The organism is Stomatobaculum sp. (genome assembly GCF_057248925.1).
The window spans coordinates 21,892-36,081 of record NZ_DBHIHF010000014.1 but is presented as its reverse complement, the minus strand read 5'-3'; the positions used below and the strand labels follow the sequence as shown (position 1 = coordinate 36,081).

14 protein-coding genes and 2 pseudogenes are annotated in these 14,190 nt (G+C 50.3%); 14 read left to right on the top strand and 2 right to left on the bottom strand.

Going from position 1 to position 14,190, the window contains the following annotated elements:
• Positions 1 to 133: 133 nt before the first annotated feature.
• The 9 genes and pseudogenes from lepB to ACO4XG_RS06460 form a co-directional block, all read left to right on the top strand.
• Positions 134 to 685 (top strand): signal peptidase I, encoded by a 552-nt coding sequence (gene lepB, locus ACO4XG_RS06500; RefSeq protein ID WP_308508546.1) that lies wholly within the window; start codon positions 134 to 136, stop codon positions 683 to 685.
• Between the two features lie 14 nt (positions 686 to 699).
• Positions 700 to 1,581, top strand: a complete 882-nt coding sequence (gene ylqF, locus ACO4XG_RS06495; protein WP_308508545.1) for a ribosome biogenesis GTPase YlqF — start codon at positions 700 to 702, stop codon at positions 1,579 to 1,581.
• Positions 1,556 to 2,224 (top strand): ribonuclease HII, encoded by a 669-nt coding sequence (locus tag ACO4XG_RS06490; protein WP_308508544.1) that lies wholly within the window; start codon positions 1,556 to 1,558, stop codon positions 2,222 to 2,224. The genes ylqF and ACO4XG_RS06490 overlap by 26 nt, the downstream gene beginning before the upstream one ends.
• Positions 2,221 to 2,586, top strand: a complete 366-nt coding sequence (locus ACO4XG_RS06485) for a YraN family protein (protein WP_308508543.1) — start codon at positions 2,221 to 2,223, stop codon at positions 2,584 to 2,586. Before ACO4XG_RS06490 ends, ACO4XG_RS06485 begins: the two co-directional genes overlap by 4 nt.
• A gap of 63 nt (positions 2,587 to 2,649) precedes the next feature.
• Positions 2,650 to 3,552, top strand: coding sequence for a peptidoglycan editing factor PgeF (gene pgeF, locus ACO4XG_RS06480; RefSeq protein ID WP_308508542.1), 903 nt, complete (start codon positions 2,650 to 2,652; stop codon positions 3,550 to 3,552).
• Entirely contained in the window at positions 3,549 to 4,172 is a 624-nt protein-coding gene (locus ACO4XG_RS06475) for an HD domain-containing protein (protein ID WP_308508541.1), read from the top strand. The genes pgeF and ACO4XG_RS06475 overlap by 4 nt, the downstream gene beginning before the upstream one ends.
• A gap of 667 nt (positions 4,173 to 4,839) precedes the next feature.
• A complete protein-coding gene (locus ACO4XG_RS06470) occupies positions 4,840 to 5,691 on the top strand; it encodes a MarR family transcriptional regulator (RefSeq protein WP_308508540.1) in 852 nt (283 codons plus the stop codon).
• A complete protein-coding gene (locus ACO4XG_RS06465) occupies positions 5,675 to 6,433 on the top strand; it encodes a hypothetical protein (RefSeq protein ID WP_308508539.1) in 759 nt (252 codons plus the stop codon). The genes ACO4XG_RS06470 and ACO4XG_RS06465 overlap by 17 nt, the downstream gene beginning before the upstream one ends.
• 87 nt (positions 6,434 to 6,520) lie before the next feature.
• Positions 6,521 to 6,586 (top strand): annotated as a pseudogene (locus ACO4XG_RS06460) (RNase III inhibitor); the annotation flags it as partial.
• Between the two features lie 5 nt (positions 6,587 to 6,591).
• On the opposite strand, the gene ACO4XG_RS06455 reads toward ACO4XG_RS06460, so the two are convergent.
• Positions 6,592 to 7,200, bottom strand: coding sequence for an IS256 family transposase (locus tag ACO4XG_RS06455; protein ID WP_485129671.1), 609 nt, complete (start codon positions 7,198 to 7,200; stop codon positions 6,592 to 6,594).
• Positions 7,201 to 7,291: 91 nt separating this feature from the next.
• Positions 7,292 to 7,621 (bottom strand): annotated as a pseudogene (locus ACO4XG_RS06450) (transposase).
• A gap of 188 nt (positions 7,622 to 7,809) precedes the next feature.
• On the opposite strand from ACO4XG_RS06450, the gene ACO4XG_RS06445 reads away from it, so the two are divergent.
• The 5 genes from ACO4XG_RS06445 to ACO4XG_RS06425 all read left to right on the top strand — a co-directional run bounded on the left by ACO4XG_RS06445 (position 7,810) and on the right by ACO4XG_RS06425 (position 14,179).
• The gene (locus ACO4XG_RS06445; protein ID WP_308508772.1) at positions 7,810 to 8,379 is read left to right on the top strand and encodes a TetR/AcrR family transcriptional regulator; all 570 of its coding nucleotides are present in this window, start codon (positions 7,810 to 7,812) and stop codon (positions 8,377 to 8,379) included.
• 129 nt (positions 8,380 to 8,508) lie between these two features.
• Positions 8,509 to 10,245 (top strand): ABC transporter ATP-binding protein, encoded by a 1,737-nt coding sequence (locus ACO4XG_RS06440; RefSeq protein WP_308508771.1) that lies wholly within the window; start codon positions 8,509 to 8,511, stop codon positions 10,243 to 10,245.
• A complete protein-coding gene (locus tag ACO4XG_RS06435) occupies positions 10,242 to 11,978 on the top strand; it encodes an ABC transporter ATP-binding protein (RefSeq protein WP_308508770.1) in 1,737 nt (578 codons plus the stop codon). The genes ACO4XG_RS06440 and ACO4XG_RS06435 overlap by 4 nt, the downstream gene beginning before the upstream one ends.
• On the top strand, positions 11,959 to 13,488 hold the full coding sequence (locus tag ACO4XG_RS06430) for an ABC transporter ATP-binding protein (RefSeq protein ID WP_308508769.1): 1,530 nt from the start codon (positions 11,959 to 11,961) through the stop codon (positions 13,486 to 13,488). The genes ACO4XG_RS06435 and ACO4XG_RS06430 overlap by 20 nt, the downstream gene beginning before the upstream one ends.
• Positions 13,466 to 14,179: an energy-coupling factor transporter transmembrane component T gene (locus ACO4XG_RS06425; RefSeq protein WP_308508768.1), complete on the top strand. Its 714-nt coding sequence runs from the start codon at positions 13,466 to 13,468 to the stop codon at positions 14,177 to 14,179. Before ACO4XG_RS06430 ends, ACO4XG_RS06425 begins: the two co-directional genes overlap by 23 nt.
• Positions 14,180 to 14,190: the final 11 nt, after the last annotated feature.

The following is a 14,190-nucleotide window of genomic DNA, read 5'->3' as shown; positions in this document are numbered from 1 at the left end:
GGTTTTAGCTTCATGGAATCGTAAGTATAGCGGTATGTTTCTCATGGTATACTAAAGTATGCAATACACGAAATGAACGGATCATTGAAAAGAACAACAGGCACACCCTGTTTTTGAATAGAACGGAGATTTCATGCGTCCTTCGTACGAAGTGGAAGATAGCTTATTGCGGCGTATATGCCGCCTCCTGGTGGAGATTGTCACCGTCATAGCCTTTGCGTGGTTTATTGTCTATTCCTTCGGGACCCAGGTTGTGAACAACGGCCAGAGTATGCGCCCGACTTTGGAGGACGGCGACCGCCTGCTCTTAGATCGCTTCGGGTTCAAACTGTTCGGGCCGAAGCGCTTTGACATTGTCCTCTTTAAGAGCGACAGCGGACAGACCAACATCAAGCGCATTGTCGCGTTGCCGGGCGAGAGTGTTGTCATTCGGGACGGCAAGCTCTATGTGAACGAGAAGCGTTTGGAGACCCCGGCTTACCTGCAGTTCGGAGAAGTCACGAGTCCCGGAAGAGTCGCCGAGAGTATTTCGCTCGGGCGGGATGAATACTTTGTGCTGAGTGATAATCTGGAGTCGGGCGAGGATTCCCGCTCCGAGAGCATAGGCAATGTCACGCGGAAAATGATACGCGGCAGAATATGGTTCCGAATGCAGCCCCTGCGAAGTTTAGGGTACATTCGCTGAGAAGAGGAAACGAGATGAATATACAGTGGTATCCGGGGCACATGACCAAGGCGCGCCGCGAGATGGAAACCGATGTGCGCATTGTCGATATGGTGATTGAGCTCCTGGACGCGAGAGCACCGTATTCGAGCGGCAATCCGGAGATCCGACGGCTCGGACAGGGCAAGGAGCGCGTGATTGTGCTGAACAAGGCGGATCTCGCCGATGCCGCGACAACAGCGGCCTGGCAGCGCGCCTTTCAGGCAGAGGGCGCGCATTGCGTCGCGATGGATGCGCGCGGCAGCGGCAACCGGAAGCTTTTGATGCGCACCATAGACGCAGCGGCGGAGGCAAAGCGGGAGCGGGACCGGAAGCGCGGCATTTTAAACCGCCCGGTCCGGGCGATGGTTGCCGGCATCCCGAATGTGGGCAAGTCGACGCTAATCAATATGCTGTCCGGCAGAAGTTCCGCAAAGACCGGCAATAAGCCCGGCGTGACGCGCGGCAACCAGTGGATCCGTTTTCATCAGTCGGTGGAGCTTCTCGACACGCCGGGCATTCTCTGGCCGAAGTTTGAGGATCCGGCCATCGGCGAGAAGATAGCCTTCCTCGGCTCGATCAACGAGATGATTGTGGATACGACAGAGCTCGCCGTGGTGTTACTCGGCTTCCTGCAGGCCAACGGCAAACTCGCGGGCGCAGCGGAGCGCTATGGGCTTACCGGCGCGGAGAGTCCGGCGGAGATGCTCTGCCGGATTGCGGAACGCCGCGGTTGTTTAGGGGCCGGCGGCGCGGCGGATACGGAAAAAGCGGCGGCAATCGTAATCAACGAATTCCGGAGCGGAGCGCTCGGGCGCATTTCTCTCGAGGCACCGGCAGAGGAGAAGACAGATGGCACTCAGAACGCTGAAGGGTGAAAAACTTGAGGCGGAGAAGGCGCGGCTTGCCGGACTCCGGCGCTACGAGGAGGCGTATCTCGCAAAAGGCTATGCGGCAATCTGCGGCATCGATGAGGCCGGCAGAGGACCGCTCGCGGGGCCTGTCGTCGCGGCAGCCGTGATTTTGCCGCCGGGCGCGGAAATTTTATTTCTGAACGACTCGAAGAAACTCTCGGAAGCGCGGCGCGAGGCGCTCTTTGATGAGATTTGCGCGAAAGCCGTGAGCTATGGCATCGGGAGCGCCTCTCCGGCGCGAATTGATGAGATCAACATATTGCAGGCGACCTATGAGGCAATGCGGGAGGCCATAGGCAAATTGTCGCCGCCGCCGGATTTTTGTCTGAACGATGCCGTGACCATTCCCGGCATTGCGATTCCGCAGCTGCCCATTGTGAAAGGCGACGCAAAGAGTCTCAGCATTGCGGCGGCCTCGGTGCTCGCCAAGGTCACAAGGGACCGCTTCTTAGTCAGTCTGGATGCCCTTTATCCGGCCTACGGCTTTGCGAAGAATAAGGGCTACGGGACAGCGGCACACATCGAAGCGCTGCGCGTACACGGCGCGACGCCGGTGCACCGGAAGACTTTTCTCACGCATTTTGAACTCGGCGGCGAGGAGGCATGAGGCGGCAAAGTACGCGCGCCGTCGGCGCGCGGTATGAGGAGAAGGCGGCAGAGTACCTCATTGCCGCGGGGATTGAGATTCTCGCCCGGAACTTTTACTGCCGGGGCGGCGAGATTGATCTAATCGGCAGCGACGGCAGGTATCTCATTTTCTTCGAGGTCAAGTATCGCAGCAGCAAAAAAGACGGCGTCCCGTTTTCCGCCATCGACAGCGGGAAGCGGCGGCGGCTCTTTCTCGCGGCGCGGCAGTATCTCTATCAGCGGCATTTACCCGAGAACACGCCGGTGCGCTTTGACGCCATCGGGATACTCGGCGAGGAGCTGACCTGGCTTCGGGATGCATTTCGGGAGACAAGACGATAGTTCGCAGTGGACGCCCGGCGTGCATGGGTGTACATTGGAGGCATAAGGAAAGGAGTGTATCGCATGGCAGACTATCAGCTTCCCCCCTGGCAGTTTGAGACAGGGCATCAGATGGAGGTAGCCGAAGTGGGCGAGCTCAGCTATCTCTATTTTCCGGCCTTTCGGGCCTATCCGAAACTACGTCACGGCTTTTCAACCCGGCAGGGCGGCGTGAGCGAAGGCTATCTCGGAACCATGAACTTTTCGTTTGACCGCGGCGACGACACAGAGCATGTGCGGGAAAATTACCGCCGCATGGCCGCGGCGATCGGCGTGAGTTACGACTCTCTGACCGTTGCAAAGCAGACGCACACGACCAATATCAGAGAGATTACGACAGCAGAGCGCGGCGCGGGCGTACGTTTTCCGCGTCCCTATGACAATGTCGATGGGATTATGACCAATGTGCCGGGCATCACGCTGGTGACCTACCACGCGGACTGTCTGCCGCTCTATCTCTACGACCCCGCGCACCAGGCGGTTGCCCTGCTGCACGCGGGCTGGCGCGGCACAGTGGATCGCATTGCGTTCTGCGGCCTCGAGAAAATGCAGGAGGCCTACGGAACCAGACCTTCGGATGTGATTGCGGGCATAGGTCCGGGTATCTCGGCGGCCTGCTATGAGACGAGCGAGGCCGTGCGGATTCAGTTTGCGGCTACCTTCCCCGAGCGGGACATCGAGAAGATTTTCACGGCACCGCACACCGGAGAGGACGGCGCGCGGCATTGGCAGCTGGATCTCGCGTTCGCAAACCGCCTGCTCCTCGAGCACGCGGGCGTACAGGAAATTTTTGACAGCGGCGTCTGCACCTACCGGAATGCAAAGCGTCTCTTTTCGCACCGCGCCCAGGGGCCGAAGCGCGGCTTAAACGCTGCCTTCATCGGCATAGCGGATGCCGCATCGCCGCGGCCGGGAGAAGCGCGATGAACGAGCGCCTCGGGCGTCAGCTTGCCTTTGCGCTGGAGCTCGACAAGGAGAAAAACATACTTCGGCAGACCCATTTGACGGGGCACGGGCGGCGCGAGAACGACGCCGAGCATGCCTGGCACATGGCGCTGATGGCCTATCTGCTCCGCGAGTACGCGAACGAACCGGTCGACATTGCGCGGGTCATGCTGATGTGTCTCCTGCACGATGTGGTCGAGATCGATGCCGGTGATACCTACGCCTACGACGAGGCGGCAAAAGAGAGCCAGGCCGCAAGAGAGGCGGCGGCCGCAGAGCGTATTTTCGGACTCTTGCCTGCGGATCAGGCGGCCGAGTTCCGGGCTCTCTTTGCGGAGTTTGACGCCGGAGAGAGCGCCGATGCCCGCTTTGCGCGCGCCATGGATAACCTCCAGCCTCTCCTTTTAAACGACAGCAATGACGGCGGCGACTGGAAAGAGCACGCGGTCACGGCCTCTCAGGTCTACGGCAGGCAGCGCCGCACCGAACTTGGTTCGATTGAGCTCTTTCGGCTTACGGATGAAATCCTGCAGCGCCATATCGCCGCAGGGCACATTCGAAGCGAGGCGGAAGAGGGCGGCAGCGCGTCCGGAAACGCGTAGCGAAAGGCGAAATGTCCGACGAAAAGAATACAGAGACAGAAAGCGGGAGCGGTCAAATTTGGAGTAGTGAGTCTTACCCTCAGATGCGCCAGAAATAATAAAAAATCCCGGGAGCACTTGTAAAATCAGAGTTATAAGACAAAAAGAGTTGATAGAAAACCCCGCAACGCTAGTAGAATCAAGCGTTGCGGGGTTTTCATCTTCTTTGAAACAAGATGAAGGGTGGACAAAAAGAGTTGGTAGAATGTGCTTCAAACCCTTGATACACAAGGCTTTTCTCTGCTTACATCTTCCTTGAAACACCAGAGCCGCTTTCTGCAAAGAAACTGTTAAAGGTAATGCCGACGGATGGAAGTATTGCAGAGATATACAAAAGACTCTCGCCACAGAAAAAAGGTGGAGAGTCCAGTCCCGATGTGGGGTGATGCAATCGTATGGAGCCAGCACCAACGCTTTTTGTTCGCTTAGCCTAGATTTCCGACTGCTCTTAACTCAAATGTTGAATATTAACTTATAAAGAGTTACAATACAAAAAAGAGTTAAGAATGTAGGTGATGAAATGGAATATCTCTATAAAGTTCTTGGAATCAAGGTTACCAATGAGGATGTAGAGTTTAGGCATTTGCCCAATTTTATAGCCACAAGGTATTGCTTACAGATGATGTCTATGGATGAACAGAAGATGATTTTTCTTTATCCTAAGACAGAGTTGGAGCAGATTGAAGTGCTGAAAAAGCATATTGCTCGGATACAGAAAAATGAGAACATGCCCGTTGTGCTGGTGCTAAAAGAACTTAGCTTTCGCCGAAAAGAATATTTGATTCGTGAGAAGATTCCATTTATTGTAGACGGAAAGCAAATTTATTTGCCCTTTATGGCAGTGTATTTGCAGGAACGGTGCAGCGCGGAAAAAATACCACGGGAAGAAATACTTCCATCGGCGCAGATGCTTCTACTGCATTTTATTTATGGAGGCACACAGGACCTATCTACAAGTCAAGCTGCGAAGGACTTGGAACTGACACCTACTTCGATATCAAGAGCATCGAGACAGCTTGAAGAAATGGGATTGCTGCACATCAGGAAAGTCGGTGTGCAGAGAATCCTGCAATCTGAGGATTCTCCGAAAACACTGTTCCAAAAAGCAGGCGATAAGTTACTGAACCCAATAAAACGAACGGTTTATATTCCGAAAGAATATGTGGGAACAGATTTGCCGGAAAGCGGATATTCGGCATTGGCAGAGTATTCCATGCTGAACGCACCGAATGTCAGATGTTATGCGGCAGAAAGAATCTCTCAATGGAAAGATGTTATGACCAATAGCTTGCAGAATTCGCAGGTGCAAGTGGCCGTAGAAATGTGGAGATACAATCCGCGAAAATTATCCACACGAGATACTGTAGACGAACTTTCGTTGGCATTGGCATTGCGAGAAGATAAAGATGAGCGTGTTGAAGAAGCAATAGAAGAAATGCTGAATGAACTGTGGAGAAAGATAGATGGTTACAGGGATTGATAGTTTTAAGGAATGGTTTAAGGGCAGTGAAGAGCAATATGCCATCATTGGAGGAACGGCATGTGACATTCTGATGACGGAAGAAGGACTGAATTTCCGAGCAACAAAGGACATTGACCTTGTTCTGATTATAGAAGCAGTTGATGCGAATTTCGGAAAGAAATTTTGGGAATATGTACAGCAGGCCGGATATGAACATTGCAATAAAAGTTCGGGTGTGCCGCAGTTTTATCGTTTTAGTCATCCAATCTCAAATCAGTATCCTGCGATGATTGAACTTTTTACACGAAAGCCGGATGCCATTCAGCTTCCGGAAGATGCAGTGCTAACACCGTTACCGATGGACGATGATATTTCAAGTCTGTCTGCTATTCTTTTAGACAATGATTACTACGAATTTTTGAAGCAGGGGAAAGTCGTTGTTGATGGAGTAACTGTCTTGGATGCGGCATATTTGATTCCATTTAAGGCAAAAGCATGGATGGATTTGACAGATCGTAAGGCCGCAGGAGATCACGTTGATGGCAAGAATATTAAGAAACATAAGAATGATGTTTTCCGTCTGACGGAGTTGATTAATCCCACCGCCAAGATAGCGTCTCCCCAAGGAGTTTATGCCGATATTCAAGAGTTTGTCCGGCGTATGAAAAATGAAAACGTGGATATTGAGCAACTGGGGCTGGTTGGCAGAACAAAGGAGAAGATTCTGGAAGAATTGAAGATAATGTATGAGACATTCTAAATAGATATTTGAACAGACAGAGGCATTGACCGGACGAATGGGGTGTGCTTCATACCATTGCAGGTTATCAAAACCGATATTACAAAAATGAGCGTTGACGCAATCGTTAATGTTGCCAACACTTCTCTTTTAGGCGGCGGGGATGTGGACGGCTGCATTCATCGTGCCGCCGGATTGAAACTGTTTGAACGGCGCTTCAACTCTTTATTGAGTCGTTCAACAGCATTCGAAGTACGGAAGAATCGTTGCATTCCTAGTGGGAGTATCATGGCGGTCATGGCACTTTTAAACCCCTCATCAAGGCAGGACATAGCTGTTTCAGCTACATCCTGATACTCCTGAATGATATGATTCTTTTTGTTCCCGGATTCTTTTAGCGTATTGCAGGCAAACATTTCCTGCAATTCAGCACATATCCCCGTCTGATACTTTTTCGGCGTTTTGTCTACGACATTCCTAGAAAAGTGAAACTGGCACCTCTGCCAAGGCACAGTGGGAAAGACCTTGCTGATTGCATGAATAATGCCTTCGTGTGTATCAGAGGTAATTATGATTACACCTTTGAGTCCACGCTTTTTCAGACTTTTCAGGAAGTCCTGCCAGGTGTCTTTTAACTCGTTTCTATAGGCGGCGAAACCTAGAATCTCGCGGTGTCCCTGTTCGTTTGTGCCGTAAGCAATCATCAGGGCTTTTGAGATGACGCGATTATTCTCGCGAACCTTGAAATATGTTGCGTCAACAGTCAAAAATGGATAGCATTTCTCCAGCGAACGATTTCTAAAAGATTCGACTTCTTTGTCTAGATTTTTACAATCTCTGAGACAGAAGATTTAGACACACTTGTTCCGCATAAGCTCTCTATGACTCTGCCATTGCAGCCACCAAAGCTGCTTCGCTTCTAGAATAGGTATCAAAAATCAGAGTCTTGAACGGTACGTTACGATGTCTCGGAACCGCAAGTGTAATTCTTCCAATTCGTGTCTTAAGCTCTCAGGTACGAAGTCCGTTGCGACGGTCCAGGCGGCTGTCAGAGCGCTCATAAGGGGCCGCCTGTAGTTGTTCCTGAGATTCTACTTTTAAGATGTCATTGAGCGTTCTTTGAAGTGGCTTTCGGAATGCTTCCTCGCGATCCACCAAAAGTAACTGTAGAAGTTCATCTTGATTCAATGTAATATTGAGCTGAGCCATTGGTTCGTCCTCCCTCGGGACTATGTCGATTGTAGTGATTTACATTATACCTGAAGGACGAGCCGCTGGCTCTTTTCGACTTTTGAATTTACACCATGATATGGGCGTTACCCTCTTGACTTTAGCTTCATTATAGTGCATCATTAAAAGCGAATCTAGATTCAGTTATATAAAGAGAGGGGGTTTCTATGCCGCAAGTATTGAAGGATGAAATCTTTGAACGCATTTTTCAAGCCGGGGTGGATGTGTTTTACGAAAAAGACTATCGCAGCGCAAAAATGCAGGAGATTGCGAAAAGAGCGGGGATTCCGGTCAGCCTAATCTATAATTACCATAAAAATAAAGAGGAATTGTTTGACAAAATCGCATCTTCGTTGCACCTGAACTTTGATAAGATCGTAATGGAAGAAGAACAGGCAGATGGGCTCCCGTCAGAGAAGTATAAGAACATAGCCGAAGACTACATTCTTGATTTGCTTGAAAACCATAAAATATTTGTAATTATCATGGACAAAAGCCAGGGAACAAAGTATGAAGTGTCAAAGGAGCAGTTTATCCACTCCATCGAGCAGCACATCAAGCGGCAGCTTGGTAAAAAAACGCACGTTTCCTATAATGATATGCTGTGTCATATTCTTGCCAGCAACTTTGCAGAGAGCATTTTAGAGGTTGTACGGCATTATCAAGATCGTGAGTTTGCACACACCATGCTTTCGCTGGTAACAAAGTGTTATTATGAGGGCGTAAACTCTTTATAATAGGGGCTTATGCTTACCCGTTTCGGATAATCATAAGCCCTTTTCTTTTAAGACTGGGTTAATGATAGATAACTCATTATTTTGACAAAATAACGAATTATAATTCGGTATTAAAGGAGGATGCTTAACATGAAAACCCAACAGGAGCTTGTGAGACAGGTAACGAGCAAAAGCAGGCTGTCCAACATGATGCTGTGCTGCAAAATTGTTTTTGACCTGATCCCGCAAATGCTACTGATCCACATGATCGGTCTTTATTTCACCGCGTCACTTATGCTGGAACAAATCTTTTGGGAGTGCGGCGCAATGCTACTCTGTTTCATAGGGAAGGCTGTCTGCTCTTATTTTGCGACATGGACAGCCCATAAAGCAGCGTACACCTGTCTGACGGATTTGCGGCTGCAAATTATCCGCCATCTGAAAAAACTGTCCCTCGGTTTCTTTCAGGAGCGAAAGACGGGTGACCTGACAAATATCGTGCAACATGACGTAGAACAGGTGGAAGGGTATCTCGCTCACGGCCTGCCGGAAATCATGTCCGCTACCATTCTTCCCGCTGCCGTTTTCCTTGTCATGCTGTGGGTGGATTGGCGTCTGGCGCTTGTTATGGTCGTAGGGTTGCCGTTAATGTGGATCACAAAGAAAATCTCCGCTCCGCTTTGGACAAAGAATTTCAAAATATATGCTGATTCTGTGACAAGGATGCAGGAAAACGTCATGGAGTATGTCTCCAATATTTCCGTAATCAAAGCCTTTGGAAAAGAGGAAACCAAGACGGAAAAGACGATCCAATCGGCAAAGGACTACGATTATTGGGTGAAAAAATCCATGGCCGGTATTTCTGTTCCAATGGGATTGATTATCCTATTCATGGAATCCGGCGTTGTCCTCGTGATGATCCTTGGCACCTATCTTCTCTCTACCTCACAAATCGAGCTCCCTCGTCTGATCCTTGCCATTGTTTTAGGCGGGCTGTTTACATCCTCTATTGCCAAGGTCGCCACCTTCCAGCATTACGGAATCGTATTTAAGCAGGCCATGAAAGGCATTTGGTCGATCCTAGGTGTACCTGCGTCAAACAGGCCGGAGCATAGCGACGCACCGGTGAATGGGGAGATTGTCATTTCAGATTTGAACTTTGCCTACAACGACAACGGCAACGTGCTGGAGAACATCAATCTTCGCTTTTCGAAAGGCAGCAAGACTGCACTGGTCGGAGCTTCCGGCTGTGGAAAAAGCACGCTTGCCAACTTGCTTATGGGCTTTTGGGAACCGGCTGACGGAAGCATTACCATAGCGGGGAAAGACGCTGCAGGCTTTTCCGAAAAGCAATTAAACCGCCTCTTTTCCATCGTTCAGCAGGATGTCTTTCTCTTTAATCTGAGCATGGAAGAAAATATACGAATCGGAAAGCCAGAGGCCAGCATGGAAGAAATCACAGCGGCCGCAAAGAAAGCCCGCATCCATGATTTCATCATGTCCCTGCCGAACGGCTATCAGACCATGGCAGGAGAAGCCGGCGTCAAGTTCTCCGGCGGGGAGAAGCAGCGGCTTTCCATTGCCCGCATGATTCTGAAAGATGCCCCAATCATTATTTTGGACGAGGCGACGGCGGCGGTAGATACAGAGAATGAAGCCTATATTCAAGCAGCTATCGACGATTTGAGCCGAGATAAAACCGTCATTATGATCGCTCACCACCTAAATACCATCCGTGACGCGGATCAAATCGTCGTCATGGACAGCGGGAGGATCGTAGATACAGGCAGGCACAATGCGCTGCTTGACCGTTGCGCCCTGTATCGAAAGATGGTGGAGGATCAAAACAAGGTCGATAATTGGAAGATTAAGGAGGTGTCCCTTTGATTAAGGAAATCTGGAACACGCTAACCCCCAGCGGGAAACGCTCTTTATCGCTCTCTGTTATGGGCTTTACTCTGTATGCCCTTTCGGGGATTGCTATGATGTATATTTTTCTAAAGTCTTTGGAGGCCGTTATGTCCGGCGCCGGCATGTTGATATGGTATTGGATTGTGTTGGCCACCTGCCTGCTGATAAAAGGTGGTAGCAATATCCTTGCAGACGTAAGAAAGCACTATGCAGGGTTTGATATTGTCTATCAGGTACGAAAAAATATCATCTATCGTTTGAAAGAGTTTTCGCTTGGCTTCTATACCAACGAGCGTTTGGGCGAGATCAGCACCATTATTCATAAAGACGTAGATAATATGGAAATGGTTGTTGGTCATGTGTGGACACGGATGCTTTCCGACTTTATCGTGTCTGCTGTTCTGCTTACGGCGCTGGTCATTTACAGCCCGAAGATGGCGCTGCTTATGGTTTCAGCTCTACCTATTGCGATCCTGTTCCTCATATTAGGTTTGAAGCGCGCGAAGCGGTTAGAGGAAGAAGCAGGGAATGATCTTGCCGATATGGTGAGTGTCTTTGTGGAATATGTAAAAGGGATTCCCCTTCTGAAAGCCTTTTCTGAAAGCCGCCGCTTTGAGAAAAAGGTAGAACAGACGGCCCGCGACTTTGGGCAGAGCAGCAAGGCCGTATCCAGAAATCGGGCGGCGGTTTTGTCCGTCTATGGCTTTATTATTGATGTTTCCTTTTGGGTCATGCTCACCGCAGGGCTGCTCCTGCTGCTGGCGGGCAATATCTCCGTTTACGGCTTCTTGCTCTTTGCCATCATCAGCCGCGAGTTTTACAAGCCCTTCCTTGCGTTGGAAAGTCATTGGGTAAACTATCTGACGGTGGCAGACAGCTTCCGCCGCATCAAAAAGATCACCGAAGCTGAAACCGTCCCGGAGCCGAAAGATCCGATCCACCCCACTGAATATTCGATTGCCTTTGAGGATGTGTCTTTCTCCTATGAGAAAGGCGGCTTCATCATGAAAGACATTTCTTTCCGCACTCCGGCGCATACTCTCACCGCCCTTGTCGGCGGCTCCGGCTCCGGCAAAACGACGATTACAAATCTCCTGCTGCGCTTTTGGGATGTGACAGATGGGGAGATCCGTATTGGCGACGTGGACGTGCGGGATATGAGCTACGATGAGCTTCTCGGCTCTGTCAGTATTGTCATGCAGAATGTCCAGCTATTTGCGGATACCATCGAGGGGAACATCCGGCTGGGAGAGGCGTCGGCCACACAGGATGAAATCGTTGCCGCCGCAAAAAAAGCCCGCATCCACGACTTTATCATGTCGCTTCCCGACGGATATGAGACCATGATCGGAGAAAACGGCGTAGGGCTGTCAGGCGGCCAGAAGCAGCGCCTTTCTATAGCGCGGGCATTTTTGAAAGACGCTCCGATCCTGCTTTTGGACGAAATCACAAGCAATGTCGATCCGGTCAACGAGGCGCTGATTCAGGAAGCCATTTCGGAGCTGGCAAAGGACAGGACGGTTTTGGTAATCGCCCATCATTTGAGTACGATTCGCAGCGCGGATCAGATTTTGGTATTTCAAGACGGGCGGATCGTTCAGTCAGGGCAGCACGAAGCCCTGCTGTCGGATACCGACGGATACTATCACAAGCTGTGGAACGCCCGCGGCAGTAAGGAGGTCGGCGCAGATGAAGGATTATGCAGTTGAGCTGCGAGATGTATCGTATCAATATCAGGGACATTCCCGGCCTGCCATTCATGGAATTAACCTCACGATTGAAAAGGGTTCTTTTGTGCTTATCAGCGGCGCAAGCGGCAGCGGGAAAACAACGCTTTCTCGCTGCATTAATGGGCTTGTGCCACACTTCTATGAAGGTACTTTCAGCGGCGAGGTCTATTTGGACGGCAAAAATACCGCAGATTTCGCCTTACGCGACTTTGGAAGGATGGTCGGCTCTGTTTTTCAAGACCCGCGCAGTCAGTTCTTTATGACGGATACGACAAACGAGATTGCCTTTGGATGCGTTAACATGAAGCTACCACGTGAAGAAGTATGGAAGCGCACAAAGGACAGTCTTGAAAAGCTCAATATCTCCAAGCTGACAGACAAAAGCCTGTTTCAGTTATCCAGCGGAGAAATGCAAAAGGTATCTATTGCCTCCTGCTATGCCATGACACCCGATATTTATGTGTTCGACGAGCCCTCCGCGAATCTGGATTTTCGGGCAATTATGGAGCTGCACGACGTTCTCTCGGAACTGAAAGACGAAGGGAAAACCTTGATTGTGCTGGAACACCGGGTTTTCTATCTGGCCGATTTGCTGGATCGCATGGTGTTTCTGGAGGATGGTGCCATACAAAACGATTTCAGCAGGCAGGAAACGCTTTCGTTAAGCGACGGCGACTTGAGACAGCTCGAATTGAGGAATTTCAGCCTTGACACACTCATGCCTTGTCAGCACCCGGCAGCTTTACAGGAGGCTGCGGTGCCGATCCTGTCTCTCTCCCATGTATCCTTTGCCTATGGGCGGCGCAAGAGGCGCTCACAGGTGGGGGTTGCGCTTTTACACGATGTTTCTTTTGAAGCATACAGCGGAGAAATCATCGGGATTATCGGAGAGAACGGGGCGGGCAAAACGACCCTTGCGAAGCTGTGTTGCGGACTGCTGAAAGAAAGTGCTGGGACAATTTCAATTCACGGAGCACAGTTTCCGCAGAAGAAGCGCCTCGGTCAAATCTATTTTGTAATGCAGGATTCCGATTATCAGCTCTTTGGCGACAGCGTACTAAACGAGTTGCGAATCGGAGTAGGAAAGAAAGCCTTGGATGACGCAGATAATCAGGCGATTTTGGAAAAGCTCTTTCTTTGGGAAAAACGTGAAAGTCACCCCGCCGCTCTTTCCAGAGGGCAAAAGCAGCGGCTTACGATAGCCGGAGCTCTGAAAGCAGACAGCCGCGTGTTGTTCTTCGACGAGCCCACCAGCGGTTTGGATCGTGGAAGTATGCTTCGCGTTTCTGCGGAAATGGAAGCTCTTGCACAGGATGGATGTGTGGTCTTTGTCATTACCCACGACTATGAGTTTATCCTGTCTGCCTGCCATCGCGTTCTTTATCTGAACGAGGGGAGAATAGAGCAGGACTTCGCTTTGACAGAAAACAGTAAAGACACGGTGCTTCGGCTACTTCGGAAAGGGGGTGCTTCCTCTGGACAAGACTAGCCCCGCATTAGACCCGCGGATTGTTGGATTTGTAGTAATTCTTCTCGGAACAACGGCTATGTTTATGAACAAGGCCATGACCGCGCATATCATCTGCGCGGTAGCAGCAGTTTATCTACTTGCTGCAAAGGCGTATAGGCCTTTTGCCGTATATCTCACCATCTACATTGTCGTTGCTTTCCTTATGGCGAACGTGGACAAGATTCATAACACAAGCGCAATGCTCTTGATCGTGTCGCTCAGCTACTTCGTTCAAAAGTTGGTCGTCCTGCTAATGATGGGAAGTTTCTTTGTCCGTATGACGACGATTTCTTATGTGCTGTCCGCCATGCAGCACATGAAGATACCAGACGCTGCCGCAGTCCCACTCATGGTGGCGCTGCGCTTCTTCCCCACCATACGGGAGGATTATCACAGCTTGAAAGACAGCCTGCGGATTCGCAAGGTATCCCTGTCGCCGCTGCAATATATCATCCACCCCGTGCGGATAGTGGAATACCTTTTCGTTCCGATCCTGATGAAAAGCCTCCGTACATCCGATGAACTTGCAGCGTCCGCACTATCACGTGGATTTGAACACATGAACGAACAGACAATCCTGTATCCGCTGAAGCTGAAAACACCTGACTACCTTGTTGGAGCATTATCTACCTTGATTGTTGCCGCACTATTTTACTTACAGTTCAAATAAGGACGATTTTA

Bases quoted from the DNA above. Each gene is read 5' to 3' on its own strand.
- lepB (WP_308508546.1), top strand. From the start codon at position 134: ATGCGTCCTTCGTACGAAGTGGAAGATAGCTTATTGCGGCGTATATGC.
- ylqF (WP_308508545.1), top strand. From the start codon at position 700: ATGAATATACAGTGGTATCCGGGGCACATGACCAAGGCGCGCCGCGAG.
- ACO4XG_RS06490 (WP_308508544.1), top strand. From the start codon at position 1,556: ATGGCACTCAGAACGCTGAAGGGTGAAAAACTTGAGGCGGAGAAGGCG.
- ACO4XG_RS06485 (WP_308508543.1), top strand. From the start codon at position 2,221: ATGAGGCGGCAAAGTACGCGCGCCGTCGGCGCGCGGTATGAGGAGAAG.
- pgeF (WP_308508542.1), top strand. From the start codon at position 2,650: ATGGCAGACTATCAGCTTCCCCCCTGGCAGTTTGAGACAGGGCATCAG.
- ACO4XG_RS06475 (WP_308508541.1), top strand. From the start codon at position 3,549: ATGAACGAGCGCCTCGGGCGTCAGCTTGCCTTTGCGCTGGAGCTCGAC.
- ACO4XG_RS06470 (WP_308508540.1), top strand. From the start codon at position 4,840: ATGGATGAACAGAAGATGATTTTTCTTTATCCTAAGACAGAGTTGGAG.
- ACO4XG_RS06465 (WP_308508539.1), top strand. From the start codon at position 5,675: ATGGTTACAGGGATTGATAGTTTTAAGGAATGGTTTAAGGGCAGTGAA.
- ACO4XG_RS06445 (WP_308508772.1), top strand. From the start codon at position 7,810: ATGCCGCAAGTATTGAAGGATGAAATCTTTGAACGCATTTTTCAAGCC.
- ACO4XG_RS06440 (WP_308508771.1), top strand. From the start codon at position 8,509: ATGAAAACCCAACAGGAGCTTGTGAGACAGGTAACGAGCAAAAGCAGG.
- ACO4XG_RS06430 (WP_308508769.1), top strand. From the start codon at position 11,959: ATGAAGGATTATGCAGTTGAGCTGCGAGATGTATCGTATCAATATCAG.